The organism is Desulfuromonadaceae bacterium, assembly GCA_019429445.1.
Lineage (GTDB): Bacteria > Desulfobacterota > Desulfuromonadia > Desulfuromonadales > JAHYIW01 > JAHYIW01.
This window is the reverse complement of the sequence record JAHYIW010000007.1, coordinates 18,370-30,836: the sequence shown is the minus strand read 5'-3', so window position 1 is coordinate 30,836 and position 12,467 is coordinate 18,370. Positions and strand designations below refer to the sequence as shown.

Here is a 12,467-nt window from a genome sequence, read left to right as displayed (position 1 = left end):
GGATGACTAAGGCTATCGAAGAAATCCTCGCGCCCAAGCCAGAAGCTCGGCCACGCATTTACGCCTACTCGATTGACGACCCGGCACACAAGGGCCTCCTCAAGGTGGGCCAGACGACGCGCAACGTGAAGCAGCGCGTCGCCGAGCAGGTGAAGACGGCCGCCATCAAGAACTACACGATAGAACTAGACGAGTCCGCCGAGCGCGACGATGGCACGATTTTCACCGATCACCAGGTGCGCGTGGCGCTCGCCAGGAAGGGCTTCGAAAACACCGAGTTGGAATGGATGCGCTGCTCGGTCGCCGATGTGCGGACGGTGCTTACCGAACTCCGGATCGGCCAGGTACTTACCGGCACCCACCACGAAACATTCCCGATGCGCCGCGAGCAGATCGAGGCGGTAAACAAGACACACGCCTACTTCCATTCGATATGGACCGAGGAGATGCACGCGGTCCCGCGCTTCCTCTGGAACGCCAAGATGCGTTTCGGCAAAACCTTCACCACTTACCAATTGGCCAAAAAACTCGGGGCCAAGCGGGTGTTGGTCGTCACTTTCAAGCCTGCCGTCGAAGATGCGTGGCAGACCGATCTTGAGAGTCATGTTGATTTCGACGGCTGGCAATACCTTTCACGCTCTTCCGGCAGCGACCCGACCCAGATTAACAACAAGAAGCCAGTCGTCTATTTTGGTTCCTTCCAGGATCTGCTTGGCCGGGACAAGGCTGGCAATATCAAGCCGAAGAACGAATGGCTCCACGCGGTGAATTGGGATCTTGTGGCGTTCGACGAGTACCACTTCGGGGCCTGGCGCGAGACCGCCAAGGAGCTGTTCGAAGGCGAGGAGGAAGCCGTCGCGAAGCAGGAGGCCAAGCTCGAATACGCCGCCGATTTGGAGGATGTGAACGAAGACCTCACCGTGCTCTCGGAGAAGGAAACAGAGTTCCTGCCTATTACTACCAAGGCTTATCTGTACCTCTCCGGCACGCCGTTCAAGGCGCTGGCGACCGGTGAGTTCATCGAAGAACAGATCTTCAACTGGACCTACACCGACGAGCAACGCGCCAAGGAGGAGTTCGCCACCCGGCACCCAGGCCAGCGCAACCCCTACGGTGCGTTGCCGCAGATGCGGCTGCTGACCTATCAGATGCCGGATGAACTTCTCGCCATCGCGAGTGGCGGCGAGTTTGACGAGTTTGATCTTAACACTTTCTTCGAGGCCTCGGGCACGGGTAAAGAGGCTCAATTCAAGCATAAGAGCGATGTGCAGAAGTGGCTGGACATTATCCGTGGTGGGTACGCGACCAAATCGGTTGAACATCTGAAGACGGGTACGCGGCCACCGTTTCCGTATTCGGATGTGCGCCTGCTCCCTTACCTGCAACACTCATTCTGGTTCCTGCCCAACGTCGCGGCCTGTCATGCGATGGCAAACCTGCTGACCGAGAAGCACAATGTCTTCTGGCACGATTATTCAGTGGTCGTTGCCGCCGGTGTCTCGGCGGGTATCGGCCTGGAGGCCTTGCCTCCCGTGCGCAAAGCCATCGGGAGTGGATTTGAGACCAAGACCATCACACTGTCGTGTGGCAAGCTCACCACCGGCGTGACCGTGGCGCAATGGTCATCCATCCTGATGCTGCGCAATCTCAAGTCGCCCGAAACCTACTTTCAAGCCGCATTCCGGGTGCAGTCGCCTTGGTCGATCAAGAACCCTAACGGTGACAACCCGAACGAAGAGGAAATCCTCAAGCCCGTCTGCTTCGTGTTCGATTTCGCTCCCACCCGCGCATTGCGGCAACTGTCCGAATACGGGATCGGACTCTCGCCTAACGAACCGAACCCGGAGAACGCCGTCAGGGATCTCGTCTCCTTTTTGCCAGTGCTTGCCTACGACGGTGCCAACATGACGCAGATCGACGCCGGCGGCATCCTCGATATCGCCATGTCGGGCACCTCGGCCACACTGCTGGCCCGCAAATGGGAGTCGGCGCTGCTGGTGAACGTGGACAACGACACCCTGCGCCGCGTCTTTGACAATCCCGAAGCAATGGCTGCTGTGGAGCGTATAGAGGGCTGGCGCGCGCTCGGCGACAACATCATCGAGACGATCATTAACAAGAGCGACAAGGTTAAGGACCTCAAGAACAAGGCCAAGACCGGCGAGTTGACGGCGAAGGAGAAGAAGGAGCTGACTGCGGAGGAGAAGGAATACAAGTCCAAGCGCAAGCTCGTTCAGGAGAAACTGATCAAATTCGCCACGCGCATCCCCGCGTTCATGTACCTGACCGACTTCCGCGAGAACACCCTTCAGGATGTCATCACCAAGCTCGAACCGGATTTGTTTTTAACGGTCACTGGTCTGACAGTGAAGGGCTTCCACCTGCTCGTGCGCCTGAAGGTATTTAACACTGAGCAGATGAACCAGGCCGTCTTTGCGTTCCGCCGCTACGAAGATGCCTCTCTCCGCTACACTGGAATTGAGAGCCACGAAGGGCTTCGCCATTATGGGCTGTATGACACGGTGGTGGCGAAGGAGTGAGAGGACAGCGCAACACAATTAACGGTATCTGGCGCAGATCGACCGATTTATTGCTGAGTGTGTGGGGGGCCAATTAAATGAAAAAAAAAGATCCGACAGCAGAAAAATTCCTGCTCTATATCGACATTCTTGGCTTCACGGAGATGGCGATCAAAGAGCCACGCAAGGTCGAACGGATTTTTGCGACGATTGACAGCTTGAACGTGCACCTGCATGGGGCATTCAAGACCATCGTGTTTTCAGATACTATTTTGGTATACAACAATCAGCTTGCGGTGACTGACGAGAAAAAGAATTACCTGGTCTGGTATCTCATCGAGTTTGCCGAGGATCTGCATCACCGCCTGACGGGGCAAGATGTCTATTTCAGAGCGATCATTACGTCCGGAAAATTCAAGCATTATCAGCTTGAGAATGTGGAATGTTTTTTCGGCCAGGCCCTCGTCAACGCCTACCTGCAAGAGAAGAACATCCCGGCAATTGGGCTGTTCATTGATGCGGCGTGCAACGCCCATAATGAATACTTCCGGGTTGAGTCGTTCGGGAATGGTCTGTCTTTCATCTACCTCAATCGCGCCCTTGAATCACTCCACGAAATGAGCGGCGGCAAGTATCCGGTTCTCGACCCTTCGATTCTGGCGATGGGATTCCCATATTTGCCATGGCAGGTTCGTTTCCTCAAGGACATCTACCAGCAGATGCGTACTCACAAAGACGCAAAAGTCAGGAGCAAGTCTCTTGCCACCTGGGATTTTTACAAGCGCCGCTACGATACGATGTTGACAGTCCTGGAGCAGGGAGGATTTGCTTTGTCGAGCTTGGTCAACGACTCATGGTTTGCCGAGGAAGTAAAGGCCATGGAACGGGATATCCGCGACTTCAAACGGAGCAGGGGACCCCAAACAAAGCAATGATAATTTCTTGAAGCAAAGAAAAAAACAACTGCTATGATAGGAAAATGACAGATATGAAACCAGCACAGAAAATCGCCATCAATATCGACGAACAATTCCCCCAGTTGTCGCAGGCCCCTGTAATCGAGGCGGTCTTGGATATTCGGGCGCACGCTAGTCAGCCCTTCGAGGAAGAGACTGTACGTCAGGCTCTCGAACCACGACTCGCAGACTTTCGGTTTCTGGATTCACATCGGGAATTCGAGCATGAATTGAGAATTGCGGCGGGTAGCAACCCGGAACAATGTGTACGCGATCTGGGGTGGAAAGGTCTGCGTTTTCAGTCCGACGATCAAAAGAAGATTGTGCAATTCAATCGAGATGGATTTGTTGCCAGTCGTCTGGAACCTTACCCGGACTGGACCACTTTCGCCGAAGAAGGCTTCGACCTCTGGCGGATTTTTTGCGACATTGCCCGTCCTGTCGAAATCAACCGGTTGGGGTTACGTTATATCAATCGCATCGAGTTGCCAATCGATGACCCAAAGTTGAGCGACTATGTGAAGAATCCACCCCAGCCACCTGAAGGGCTGAATCTGCCTTACATGGGCTTTATGCACCATGAAACCTATGCTGTACCTGGCCACGCTTACGCCATCAATTTTATTCGCACGATTCAGCCGGCTGACCCTGACACAGGCAGAGGACCGGGGCTGATTCTTGACATTGATGTCTTTACCACGACGGGAGTAGCCTTTCCGACGGATGAACTCGCTCGCTGCTTCGCAGAAATGCGCTGGTTGAAAAATAAGATCTTTTTTGGCACAATCACAGAGAAAACCTTGGAGAACTTGCGATGAGCTTTGCCATGACATATCCAGCTAACCGTTACGCCAGTACCTTGACCGTATCATCGAGAGCGTCCAGCGAAACCTCGCGCTTCATCAGCCAGAAATCAGAAGAAAGCGTCAGGTTGCTGAAAAGCTCCTTGACTTTCGGTTGTCTGGGGAAAAAGACCGATGATGAGCTTTGGCTGCAATTTGTGGAGTGTCGCGAGGGCAACTGGGATGGTCATGGAGCTGAGCCGGTGGCCGAGGAGACATATCAATTTGCGGCGCAGTTCCTCAAGGCTCTTCCACTGGGCGCCCCCAATCCTGAGCTTGGCGCAGAAGCCGATGGCCACTTGACGATGGAATGGTATCGGTCTCCACACCGAACCCTCTCGGCCAGTATCAGCCCCGAGGGGGAACTCCACTACGCGGCCCTGATCGGCGGCAGTAAGGCTTACGGCACCGAACCCTTCTTTGGTGAAATTCCCGAAGCCATCATGAACCTGATCCATCGCGTTATGGCCCGATGAAAGGTGCTGACACAATGCCGCCGGTTGCCGATGACGAGCTCTTGTCTCGGTTCGTGCTGCACAAATCGCATATCCGCCATGATCAGACCTTGAAGGCTGATCCATTTATCCCCCACCCCCATGCGGATCTCTCCGTGACCAGGCATCTGGGTCTTGACGATAATGCTCTCTGGGACATTGCCGAAAATGTTGCCCGGCAGATCGGAAAGACTCTTTACGGCAGAGCAGAAAATCATACTGCCACATACCAGGGCCATCAACTGACTGTGGTTGCTGCACCGGTTCCAGGCAACCGGAATCATGCCAATGTCACCGGCTGGCCATCGGAAAAACCCGCACAGAAGATGATCGCCTTGCAGATTGCAGCCAATTCCCACTTCGTTTCACGCTGAACTTGAAAATCAGGACAAGGGGGGCTGAAATTGCATTGAAAAAAACCCCATCCAGCGGGAATTGAGCAAATTGAACGGCGGTTCGGGCAATCGGGATTTGCAACCGCAAACGGAATACGGATCTTCCGCAAAGTCTGACTGAAACGTCTCCAACGTGGAGCAAGGCGCAGATCCCGCCCCAACGAAGCGGACATTGCCCCAGCTAAGCTTCCGCACGCGCAGGTGACGTTAATTCAGATCAACAAAGCGTGATTGTTCGGATAATCCATGTTAAACTCCTCTAGTTAAAGGGGCTCGGCATCGGGCTATCAAGAAGTTATCCCCCGAAGTTTTTATGGACAGGAATTACGTTTTTTCGCCGCGATAGCGGTTTATTTCTACGACAGGAGGAAGTGATGGCGAGTATCAAGGGAACCCTGACTGAACAGAACCTGCTCAAGGCGTTTGCCGGAGAGTCGCAGGCGCGCAATCGTTATACCTATTTTGCTTCGGTGGCCAAAAAAGAAGGATACGAGCAGATTTCGGCACTGTTTCTTGAAACTGCGGATAATGAAAGGGAGCATGCGAAGCGCTTTTTCAAGTTTCTTGAGGGAGGGGATGCCGAGATCACGGCGACCTATCCGGCGGGGAAAATCGCGACGACGATTGAGAATCTGAAAGCCGCTGCGGCTGGCGAGAAAGAGGAACATTCTCAGCTTTATCCGGGATTTGCGCGGGTTGCCGCCGCAGAGGGTTTTCTTGATGTTGCCGCCGCGTTTGAGCGTATTGCCGCCGTTGAAGTCGAGCACGAAGAACGTTATCTGCACCTGATCAGGAATATTGAGACCGGGCAGGTTTTTCGTAAAGGGGGGACGGAGCGCTGGAAATGCCGTAACTGCGGCTATGTCCATGAAGGGGCGAGCGCTCCGGATGCATGCCCGGCCTGTTTGCACGGTCAGAATTACTTCGAGATCAAGGAAGTGAACTACTAGTTTTCAGCGATGATCGTTGGACCGGAGGGGATGATGGAAAATCAGGCGCATGAATCCTGCCCCGAAAGGGGGGTTGCGCGAGCAATGGCCCGGCTGGAAATTCCTGACTGAGTCTTTTTCTGGAGGAGGATTGCTATGCAAAAAGGGAAATGGCAGTTGGCGCTACTGATCATCCTGGTGCTGAGTTGGGGATCAGGGTCGGTGGCGTTCGCGATTTGTTGATCAATAAAACAGACGAGAGGGGGGAAGGAGTTTACTCATGGATACCCCGCCGGTTTTTAATCGCCGAAGGTCGTCTTTGCCCGGTCTTTTTTTCAGTGCCTTCTGCTTGCTCTGCCTGGTGTTCACGTTGTCCAGCTGCAAAAATGAACCGCAACCGGTGGCCGTTGATTTGAGCAAGCGGGCCACTGTTTCCACGCAACCGGGACAGTTCAACCTCCGCGCCGAGACTATCAACCTCGGCATCGGTTCGATGATCACTCCCCGTGAAGGGTACACCTATTACCGCCGGTTGGCCGATTATCTGGAGAAGAAGTTGGGGCAGCCAGTCAAAATCATCGACCGCGGCACTTATCAGGAGTTCAACGACCTGCTCGCCAGTGGGGGGCTTGATCTGGCCTTTGTCTGCGGGGGGCCTTACGTGCTGGGCCATGAGAAGTTCAATCTGCAATTACTGGTCGTGCCGGAAACTCCCGGTGGCGAAACTGTTTACTTTTCATATTTGATTGTGCCGCAGGGGAGTTTTGCAACATCGCTCAATGATCTGCGGGGCAAAAAATTCGCTTTTACCGATCCGCAATCACATACCGGCAGCATGGTGCCAACCTACATGTTGGCCGAGCGTGGTGAAACCGCTGAAAAGTTTTTCAGCACGGTTGTCTATACCAATGCGCATGACAAGTCGATTCAGGCGGTTGCCAGCGGGGTGGTTGACGGGGCTGCGGTGGACAGCCTGATCTACGATTATCTGGCCGTGGCCAATCCTGAACTGGTGGATAAGGTCAGGATTGTTTCCAGATCGGAACCGTACGGGATTCCACCGGTGGTGGTGCGACCGGATCTTGCGGAGACGGTGCAGACGCGGTTGCGGAATGTGCTGCTGACCATGCACAATGACCCGGAAGGGCAGAACATTCTTGACGGGATGATGATCAAACGTTTTGTGCTGTCGAACGATGCAGCCTACGACGGTATCCGGCGGATCGAACGGGGTGCCCGGCCACGCACCGGGGAACAGTGATTTATGTCCAGATATTTATCATTGCGCGCGAAGCTGGTGGTATTGACCTTCGCGCTGCTGACCGGTTTCAGTATTGTCGTCGGCGTTTATCTCAAGGCACATTTTGCTGATCAGCTGTTGCAGGAGCTGCTCAAACGCGGCGTTTCGATTGCGCAGCTGCTCAGCACGCTCAGTGCCAACGCTTTTATCGAAGGCGACACCCTCTATCTGGATTATCTGGCAAAGGATCAGCGGCAGGGCGAAGAAGATATTGACTATATCCTCATGCTGGGGCCGCACGGCGAAGTCCTGGCCCATTCCTTTGCCGGCACTTACCCCGTTGATCTGCCGACAGTCAATCCGTTGCCGGAGGGACAGACCCAGAGTCTGGCGCGGGTCGATCTTGGTGGAGCGGAGCTGATTTACGATATTGCGGTCCCGGTGCTTGACGGGGGACCCGGCACTATTCATCTGGGGCTCTCCGCCGCCACGCTGAACGATGCGGTCAACAGTCTGGTGGTGAAGATTTTGGCGGCAATCGCCCTCACCGGGGTGTTCGCCATGGGGGTTGCTCTCGTTGCCAGTCGGCAGATAGCGCGACCGATTACGCGTCTGACCCAGGCGGTCAAGGCGTTGGCGGGTGGCGCGCGCAGCTTGTCATTGCCGGTGGTGGTGCAGGATGAGGTCGGTCAGCTGATCACTGCGTTCAACATGATGGTCGAGGAGCTGGGGCGGGCTGAACAGCGGCTTGTGCATCAGAAACAATTTCTGGAGACGTTGCTCGACGACATCCCTGTGCCGGTATTCTATAAAGATCAGCAAGGCAAGATGCTGGGGTGCAATCGCGCTTATTGTGATTTCTGGGGGCATGACAAGGCATATGTGATTGATCGTGAGGCGGTGGATCTCTACACCGTGGCGGAGGCAAAAGTTCATCTGCTCAAAGATGCCGAGGTCCTGCGTGGGCAAGAGCCGGTGCGCTATGAACTGGAGGTCAAGGGGGCTGACAACCAATGTCGGCAGATCGTTTTTCACAAGGCTCCTTTTGTTGATCAGGACAATTTTCTGGCCGGGATTGTCGGGGTGATGCTCGATATCACCAAAGAACGGCGGGCGGAAGAGTTTCAACGTGAATTCGTATCGACCGTTGCTCACGAATTTCAGACGCCGCTGGCGACGATCATCGGTTTCGCCGAGCTGTTGTTGCAAGGGGTACTCGATGAGAAAACGACGCGGGAATCTTGCCAGGCGATTCTCGGCAAGGCGGAAGGGCTCTCCGGTATGGTCGATGAGCTGCTCGATTTGACCTGCATCGAAACCGGCCGAACGATCAGTGTCCAGACGCAGGAGATTGATCTGCAACCGGTTCTGGTCGAGGCGGTGGAGAATTTTCGCGCCGGATGCCCGGATCACGAACTGACCGTGAATATCCCCGGCGGGCCATTGAGGGTTGCTGCCGATCGCGACCGGCTGATTCAGGTGGTGGATAATCTGCTTGACAATGCCGTCAAGTATTCGCCGCCGGGAACACCGGTTGCGTTCGACGTTGTGACCGAGGAACAAAAAGTGTGTATTGCCGTCGCGGATCATGGCATCGGCATGACTGAAGAGCAACGCAAGCATCTGTTTGAAAAGTATTACCGTGCCAATACCGCCAATACCGCTCCGTCCGGAACCGGGTTGGGATTGTACATCTGCAAGGCAATCATCGATGCCCATGGCGGAGATATTCACGTCGAAAGTTCTGTCGATCACGGAACCACGGTCACGGTTTGTTTGCCTAGTACCCTGTCTGAGAATGAATGACCGGCTGCAAACCCAGCTGTTTGACTCATATTTCAGCTCCTTTTTGCCCCATAGCTACGGCTATGAGGCTGCAAATGAGCTGAAATCTGCCCTCAAACTTCTGGATTTTCGCTGCGGCCCTTATTCCCGGACAGGCTCCTCGGACACGACCGGAGACGCAATGACCGACGTTTTCCGGTTTATCGTATGCCGACGGGTGTTGCTGTGAAGCTGCCGCAACCGCTGATTGCAGGGCGTTTATTGCGTCGTTACAAACGCTTTTTTGCTGATGTTGAACTGGCTGACGGGCGCATCGTGACCGCGCACACGCCAAATACTGGTGCGATGACGCAATGCGCGATCCCCGGCCACGAGGTACTGCTCTGCGCAAACGACAACCCGCGGCGCAAACTGAAGTTCACCCTGGAACTGATCCGCGTCAACGGCTCCTGGGTTGATACCAATACCCAGCGGAGTAATCGCGTGGTCGAAGAGGCGCTACGCGCCGACCAGATCCCCGAACTGACCGGCTATGAGGTGACTCCTGAGTATCCCTTCGGCGACAGCCGTCTCGATTTTCTCCTCAGCGGGGAGCAGGGCAAGGCGCTGGTCGAGGTCAAAAACGTGACGTTATGTTGCCACGCGACGATCGCGTGTTTTCCCGATGCGGTGACCGTGCGCGGACAGAAACATTTACGTGAACTGCTGATGGCAGTTACCGGTGGCTATCGGGCGATCATCTTTTTTCTGGTTCAACGTGCTGAAGCGACGGCTTTTTCACCGGCCGATTCGATCGACCCGGAGTATGGGCGCCGGTTACGCCAGGCGGTGGCTGGTGGGGTCGAGGTGCTGGCTTATCGCACGCTGGTGAGTGTGACGGAATGTCGCCTTGAGCAGCGCATGCCGGTACAGCTGTGAGGGGCAGGTACTATCCCTCCTGCTCTGGAGTGTGTTGCGGCAAGCGGGGCGCTTTGTCGATCATTTCCGGGGATTCGATCGGTTTGCCCGATGCGGCACCGAGTTCCTGGAATTTGCGCGCCGTGACCAGCACGCGGCTTTCGAGCGATGCAACGGTTTTGTTGTAGGCATCGACCGCCCGGTCGAGACCGCGCCCGAGTCCGCCGAAGTGCCCGGCAACCACGACGATCCGCTCGTAGAGTTCTTTCCCCAGGTCACTGATCACCTGCGCATTCTCCGCCAACTGTTCCTGCCGCCAACCGTAGGCGACCGCGCGGAGGAGTGCAATCAGGGTGGTCGGGGTTGCCAGCAGCACTTTGCGCTCTACGCCGAACTCGATCAACCCCGGATCCTGTTCGAGTGCGGCAGAGAAAAAGGTTTCCCCCGGCAAGAACAGGACGACGAACTCGGGGGTCGGTGCGAATTGATCCCAATAGTTTTTTTGTGACAATTTGTGCAGGTGGTCGCGGATCTGTCGGGCGTGATCGCGCAGCAAACCAATCTTTTGGGCCTCTTCGTTACATTCCAGCGCCGCGAGATAGGCCATCAGTGGGGCCTTCGAGTCGATGACGATATTTTTGCCATTGGGCAGCTTGACGATCATGTCGGGGCGCAGGCGACTTTCTCCGGCGGCGGTTGCCTGCTCGACAAAATCGCAGAAATTGACCATCCCCGCCATCTCCACCACCCGCCGCAGCTGGATTTCGCCCCAGCGACCGCGCACATTCGGTGCCCGTAATGCCTTGACCAGGTTGGCGGTTTCTCCTTCCAGCTTTGCCTGTGTGGTCAGCAATGATTTAATCTGCTCATCTAGGCGGGTGTAAGCCTGGGTGCGCACCTGCTCCAGTTGCTGGATTTTGCCGTCAACCTTGATCAATGATTCCTGCAACGGTTTCACCAGCTGGTCGATCGATTGGCGGCGTGAATCGAGATCCACGCGGGCGCTGTCCTGAAACTTTTCGAGTGTCGATTGTGCCAGTTGCAAAAACGATTGATTGTTGCTCTTGAGGGCTTCGGCGGAAAGGGCCTTGAAAGCGTTTTGCAAAGAACTTTCGGCATTTTCAAGCAGGCGCAGTTTTTCCCCCGACAGTTTATGTTCTTCCTCAAGGCGGGTCGTCAGTTCGGCAATCATCGCCTGACGGTCGCCGTTTTCCTGGCGCAACCCGGCCTCTTGCTGTGCGTACTGTGCCAGACGTTGATTAAGTCGCTGGTGTTCTGTTGTCGCGCCGTTCAGGCGCTCACGCAGGGTTGCCAGTTCGATACCGAGCCCCCGGCGCTCATCTTCGCGTGCTGCGGTTACTCTGCTCTTGAGCAATAACCAGACCAGTCCGCCGCCGAGCAGCAGCCCGCCGCCGAGGGACACCCCCGTAGTGAACAGTTCGCTATTCATCAATCCTCCCGCGTGAATTTGACGCTCAGCATAGCAATCCTTGCCGCCCGATTGCAAATAAAAGAGCTATCACTTTACGCGCCATGACCAGCCTGGAGTTCGCCGCAAAATCCCCAAAAAAAGCCGCGAAGAAAAGCTTCACGGCGGGGGAGTGTTGTATGGTGAAAAAGGAAATTCAGCAACCGAAGATCAATTTAAGCATCGCTTTAAGCTGGTTTTCGCGGAATGGTTTGCTGAGGTTGGTGGCTGCGCCGGCGGCTTTTGCCTCGGCCAGTTTATCCGTGTCGTTTTCGGAAGTCAGCACCACCATGGGGACGAACTTCGTCAGGGATAAATTTTTAGCCTTTTTCAAAAATTCGATACCGTCCATAACCGGCATCGACAGATCGGTAATGATCATGTCGAATTGAACATACTCGGCCAGTTTAAATCCTTCTTGTCCGTTGGTGGCTTCAACGACGTTGTAGCCTTCATTCTTGAGCATGTCGCCAAGGATTGCACGCACGGAAGGGGAATCATCAACGATCAGAATGGTTTTTTCTTTCATGATCACCTGTACTTATTGTTTCATATATGGGACAAAAGAGGCTGTTTGTTCAGCGCGAACACTGTAGCATGTATAGCATGAATGCGAAAAGAAGATATAGATTAAAATCTGATGAGGCTTAGCCCAGAGGAAGTTGCTGCAAGCGGTGAGAGAAGTTGTGCAGCGCCTCCTCAGACAAAACAAGGGGTGTTTCACAATGGCTGCAATAGCGGATTTTTCCCGGTGATATCGTGCGTAAATCGACCGCCATCCGGCGGCTGCATTTCGGACATGTGTAGTCGATGGCCAGTTCCATTACACTTCTCCTCTCACTGAAGTTCGCAGCGCCACTGTGACAGAAGGAAAAGGCAAATGCAATCAATATTTGTTTGTGTTAACCAGATTTATACGGGCGACGGAACCCGATCGATTCC

General features: G+C 54.7%; 12 protein-coding genes. 9 read left to right on the top strand and 3 right to left on the bottom strand.

Annotation, left to right across the window (positions count from 1 at the left end; all coding sequences use genetic code 11):
• Nucleotides 1–2: 2 nt before the first annotated feature.
• The 9 genes from K0A93_03710 (at nucleotide 3) to sfsA (ending at nucleotide 10,078) form a co-directional block, all read left to right on the top strand.
• On the top strand, nucleotides 3–2,540 hold the full coding sequence (locus tag K0A93_03710) for a GIY-YIG nuclease family protein (GenBank protein MBW6511211.1): 2,538 nt from the start codon (nucleotides 3–5) through the stop codon (nucleotides 2,538–2,540).
• Between the two features lie 77 nt (nucleotides 2,541–2,617).
• Nucleotides 2,618–3,454 (top strand): hypothetical protein, encoded by an 837-nt coding sequence (locus tag K0A93_03705; GenBank protein ID MBW6511210.1) that lies wholly within the window; start codon nucleotides 2,618–2,620, stop codon nucleotides 3,452–3,454.
• Nucleotides 3,455–3,507: 53 nt separating this feature from the next.
• Nucleotides 3,508–4,293, top strand: coding sequence for a TIGR04255 family protein (locus K0A93_03700; protein MBW6511209.1), 786 nt, complete (start codon nucleotides 3,508–3,510; stop codon nucleotides 4,291–4,293).
• Between the two features lie 8 nt (nucleotides 4,294–4,301).
• The gene (locus tag K0A93_03695) at nucleotides 4,302–4,793 is read left to right on the top strand and encodes a hypothetical protein (protein MBW6511208.1); all 492 of its coding nucleotides are present in this window, start codon (nucleotides 4,302–4,304) and stop codon (nucleotides 4,791–4,793) included.
• 14 nt (nucleotides 4,794–4,807) lie between these two features.
• The gene (locus K0A93_03690) at nucleotides 4,808–5,185 is read left to right on the top strand and encodes a hypothetical protein (protein MBW6511207.1); all 378 of its coding nucleotides are present in this window, start codon (nucleotides 4,808–4,810) and stop codon (nucleotides 5,183–5,185) included.
• Between the two features lie 395 nt (nucleotides 5,186–5,580).
• Complete coding sequence (locus K0A93_03685) at nucleotides 5,581–6,156, top strand: rubrerythrin family protein (GenBank protein MBW6511206.1); 576 nt, start codon at nucleotides 5,581–5,583, stop codon at nucleotides 6,154–6,156.
• Between the two features lie 259 nt (nucleotides 6,157–6,415).
• Nucleotides 6,416–7,396, top strand: a complete 981-nt coding sequence (gene phnD / locus K0A93_03680) for a phosphate/phosphite/phosphonate ABC transporter substrate-binding protein (protein ID MBW6511205.1) — start codon at nucleotides 6,416–6,418, stop codon at nucleotides 7,394–7,396.
• A 3-nt stretch (nucleotides 7,397–7,399) separates the two neighbouring features.
• Nucleotides 7,400–9,181 carry a HAMP domain-containing protein gene (locus K0A93_03675; protein ID MBW6511204.1) on the top strand — a complete coding sequence of 594 codons (1,782 nt, stop codon included), beginning with the start codon at nucleotides 7,400–7,402 and terminating at the stop codon, nucleotides 9,179–9,181.
• Between the two features lie 204 nt (nucleotides 9,182–9,385).
• On the top strand, nucleotides 9,386–10,078 hold the full coding sequence (gene sfsA / locus K0A93_03670) for a DNA/RNA nuclease SfsA (GenBank protein MBW6511203.1): 693 nt from the start codon (nucleotides 9,386–9,388) through the stop codon (nucleotides 10,076–10,078).
• A gap of 10 nt (nucleotides 10,079–10,088) precedes the next feature.
• Here the strand turns inward: sfsA and rmuC are convergent, their stop codons facing one another.
• The 3 genes from rmuC to K0A93_03655 all read right to left on the bottom strand — a co-directional run bounded on the left by rmuC (nucleotide 10,089) and on the right by K0A93_03655 (nucleotide 12,349).
• Nucleotides 10,089–11,507, bottom strand: a complete 1,419-nt coding sequence (rmuC, locus tag K0A93_03665) for a DNA recombination protein RmuC (GenBank protein ID MBW6511202.1) — start codon at nucleotides 11,505–11,507, stop codon at nucleotides 10,089–10,091.
• A gap of 175 nt (nucleotides 11,508–11,682) precedes the next feature.
• The gene (locus K0A93_03660; protein ID MBW6511201.1) at nucleotides 11,683–12,054 is read right to left on the bottom strand and encodes a response regulator; all 372 of its coding nucleotides are present in this window, start codon (nucleotides 12,052–12,054) and stop codon (nucleotides 11,683–11,685) included.
• Between the two features lie 118 nt (nucleotides 12,055–12,172).
• Nucleotides 12,173–12,349: a hypothetical protein gene (locus K0A93_03655; protein ID MBW6511200.1), complete on the bottom strand. Its 177-nt coding sequence runs from the start codon at nucleotides 12,347–12,349 to the stop codon at nucleotides 12,173–12,175.
• Nucleotides 12,350–12,467: the final 118 nt, after the last annotated feature.

Excerpts from the sequence above, each read along its gene's own strand:
- K0A93_03710 (MBW6511211.1), top strand. The coding sequence starts at position 3 with ATGACTAAGGCTATCGAAGAAATCCTCGCGCCCAAGCCAGAAGCTCGG.
- K0A93_03705 (MBW6511210.1), top strand. The coding sequence starts at position 2,618 with ATGAAAAAAAAAGATCCGACAGCAGAAAAATTCCTGCTCTATATCGAC.
- K0A93_03700 (MBW6511209.1), top strand. The coding sequence starts at position 3,508 with ATGAAACCAGCACAGAAAATCGCCATCAATATCGACGAACAATTCCCC.
- K0A93_03695 (MBW6511208.1), top strand. The coding sequence starts at position 4,302 with ATGACATATCCAGCTAACCGTTACGCCAGTACCTTGACCGTATCATCG.
- K0A93_03690 (MBW6511207.1), top strand. The coding sequence starts at position 4,808 with ATGCCGCCGGTTGCCGATGACGAGCTCTTGTCTCGGTTCGTGCTGCAC.
- K0A93_03685 (MBW6511206.1), top strand. The coding sequence starts at position 5,581 with ATGGCGAGTATCAAGGGAACCCTGACTGAACAGAACCTGCTCAAGGCG.
- phnD (MBW6511205.1), top strand. The coding sequence starts at position 6,416 with ATGGATACCCCGCCGGTTTTTAATCGCCGAAGGTCGTCTTTGCCCGGT.
- K0A93_03675 (MBW6511204.1), top strand. The coding sequence starts at position 7,400 with ATGTCCAGATATTTATCATTGCGCGCGAAGCTGGTGGTATTGACCTTC.
- rmuC (MBW6511202.1), bottom strand. The coding sequence starts at position 11,507 with ATGAATAGCGAACTGTTCACTACGGGGGTGTCCCTCGGCGGCGGGCTG.
- K0A93_03660 (MBW6511201.1), bottom strand. The coding sequence starts at position 12,054 with ATGAAAGAAAAAACCATTCTGATCGTTGATGATTCCCCTTCCGTGCGT.
- K0A93_03655 (MBW6511200.1), bottom strand. The coding sequence starts at position 12,349 with ATGGAACTGGCCATCGACTACACATGTCCGAAATGCAGCCGCCGGATG.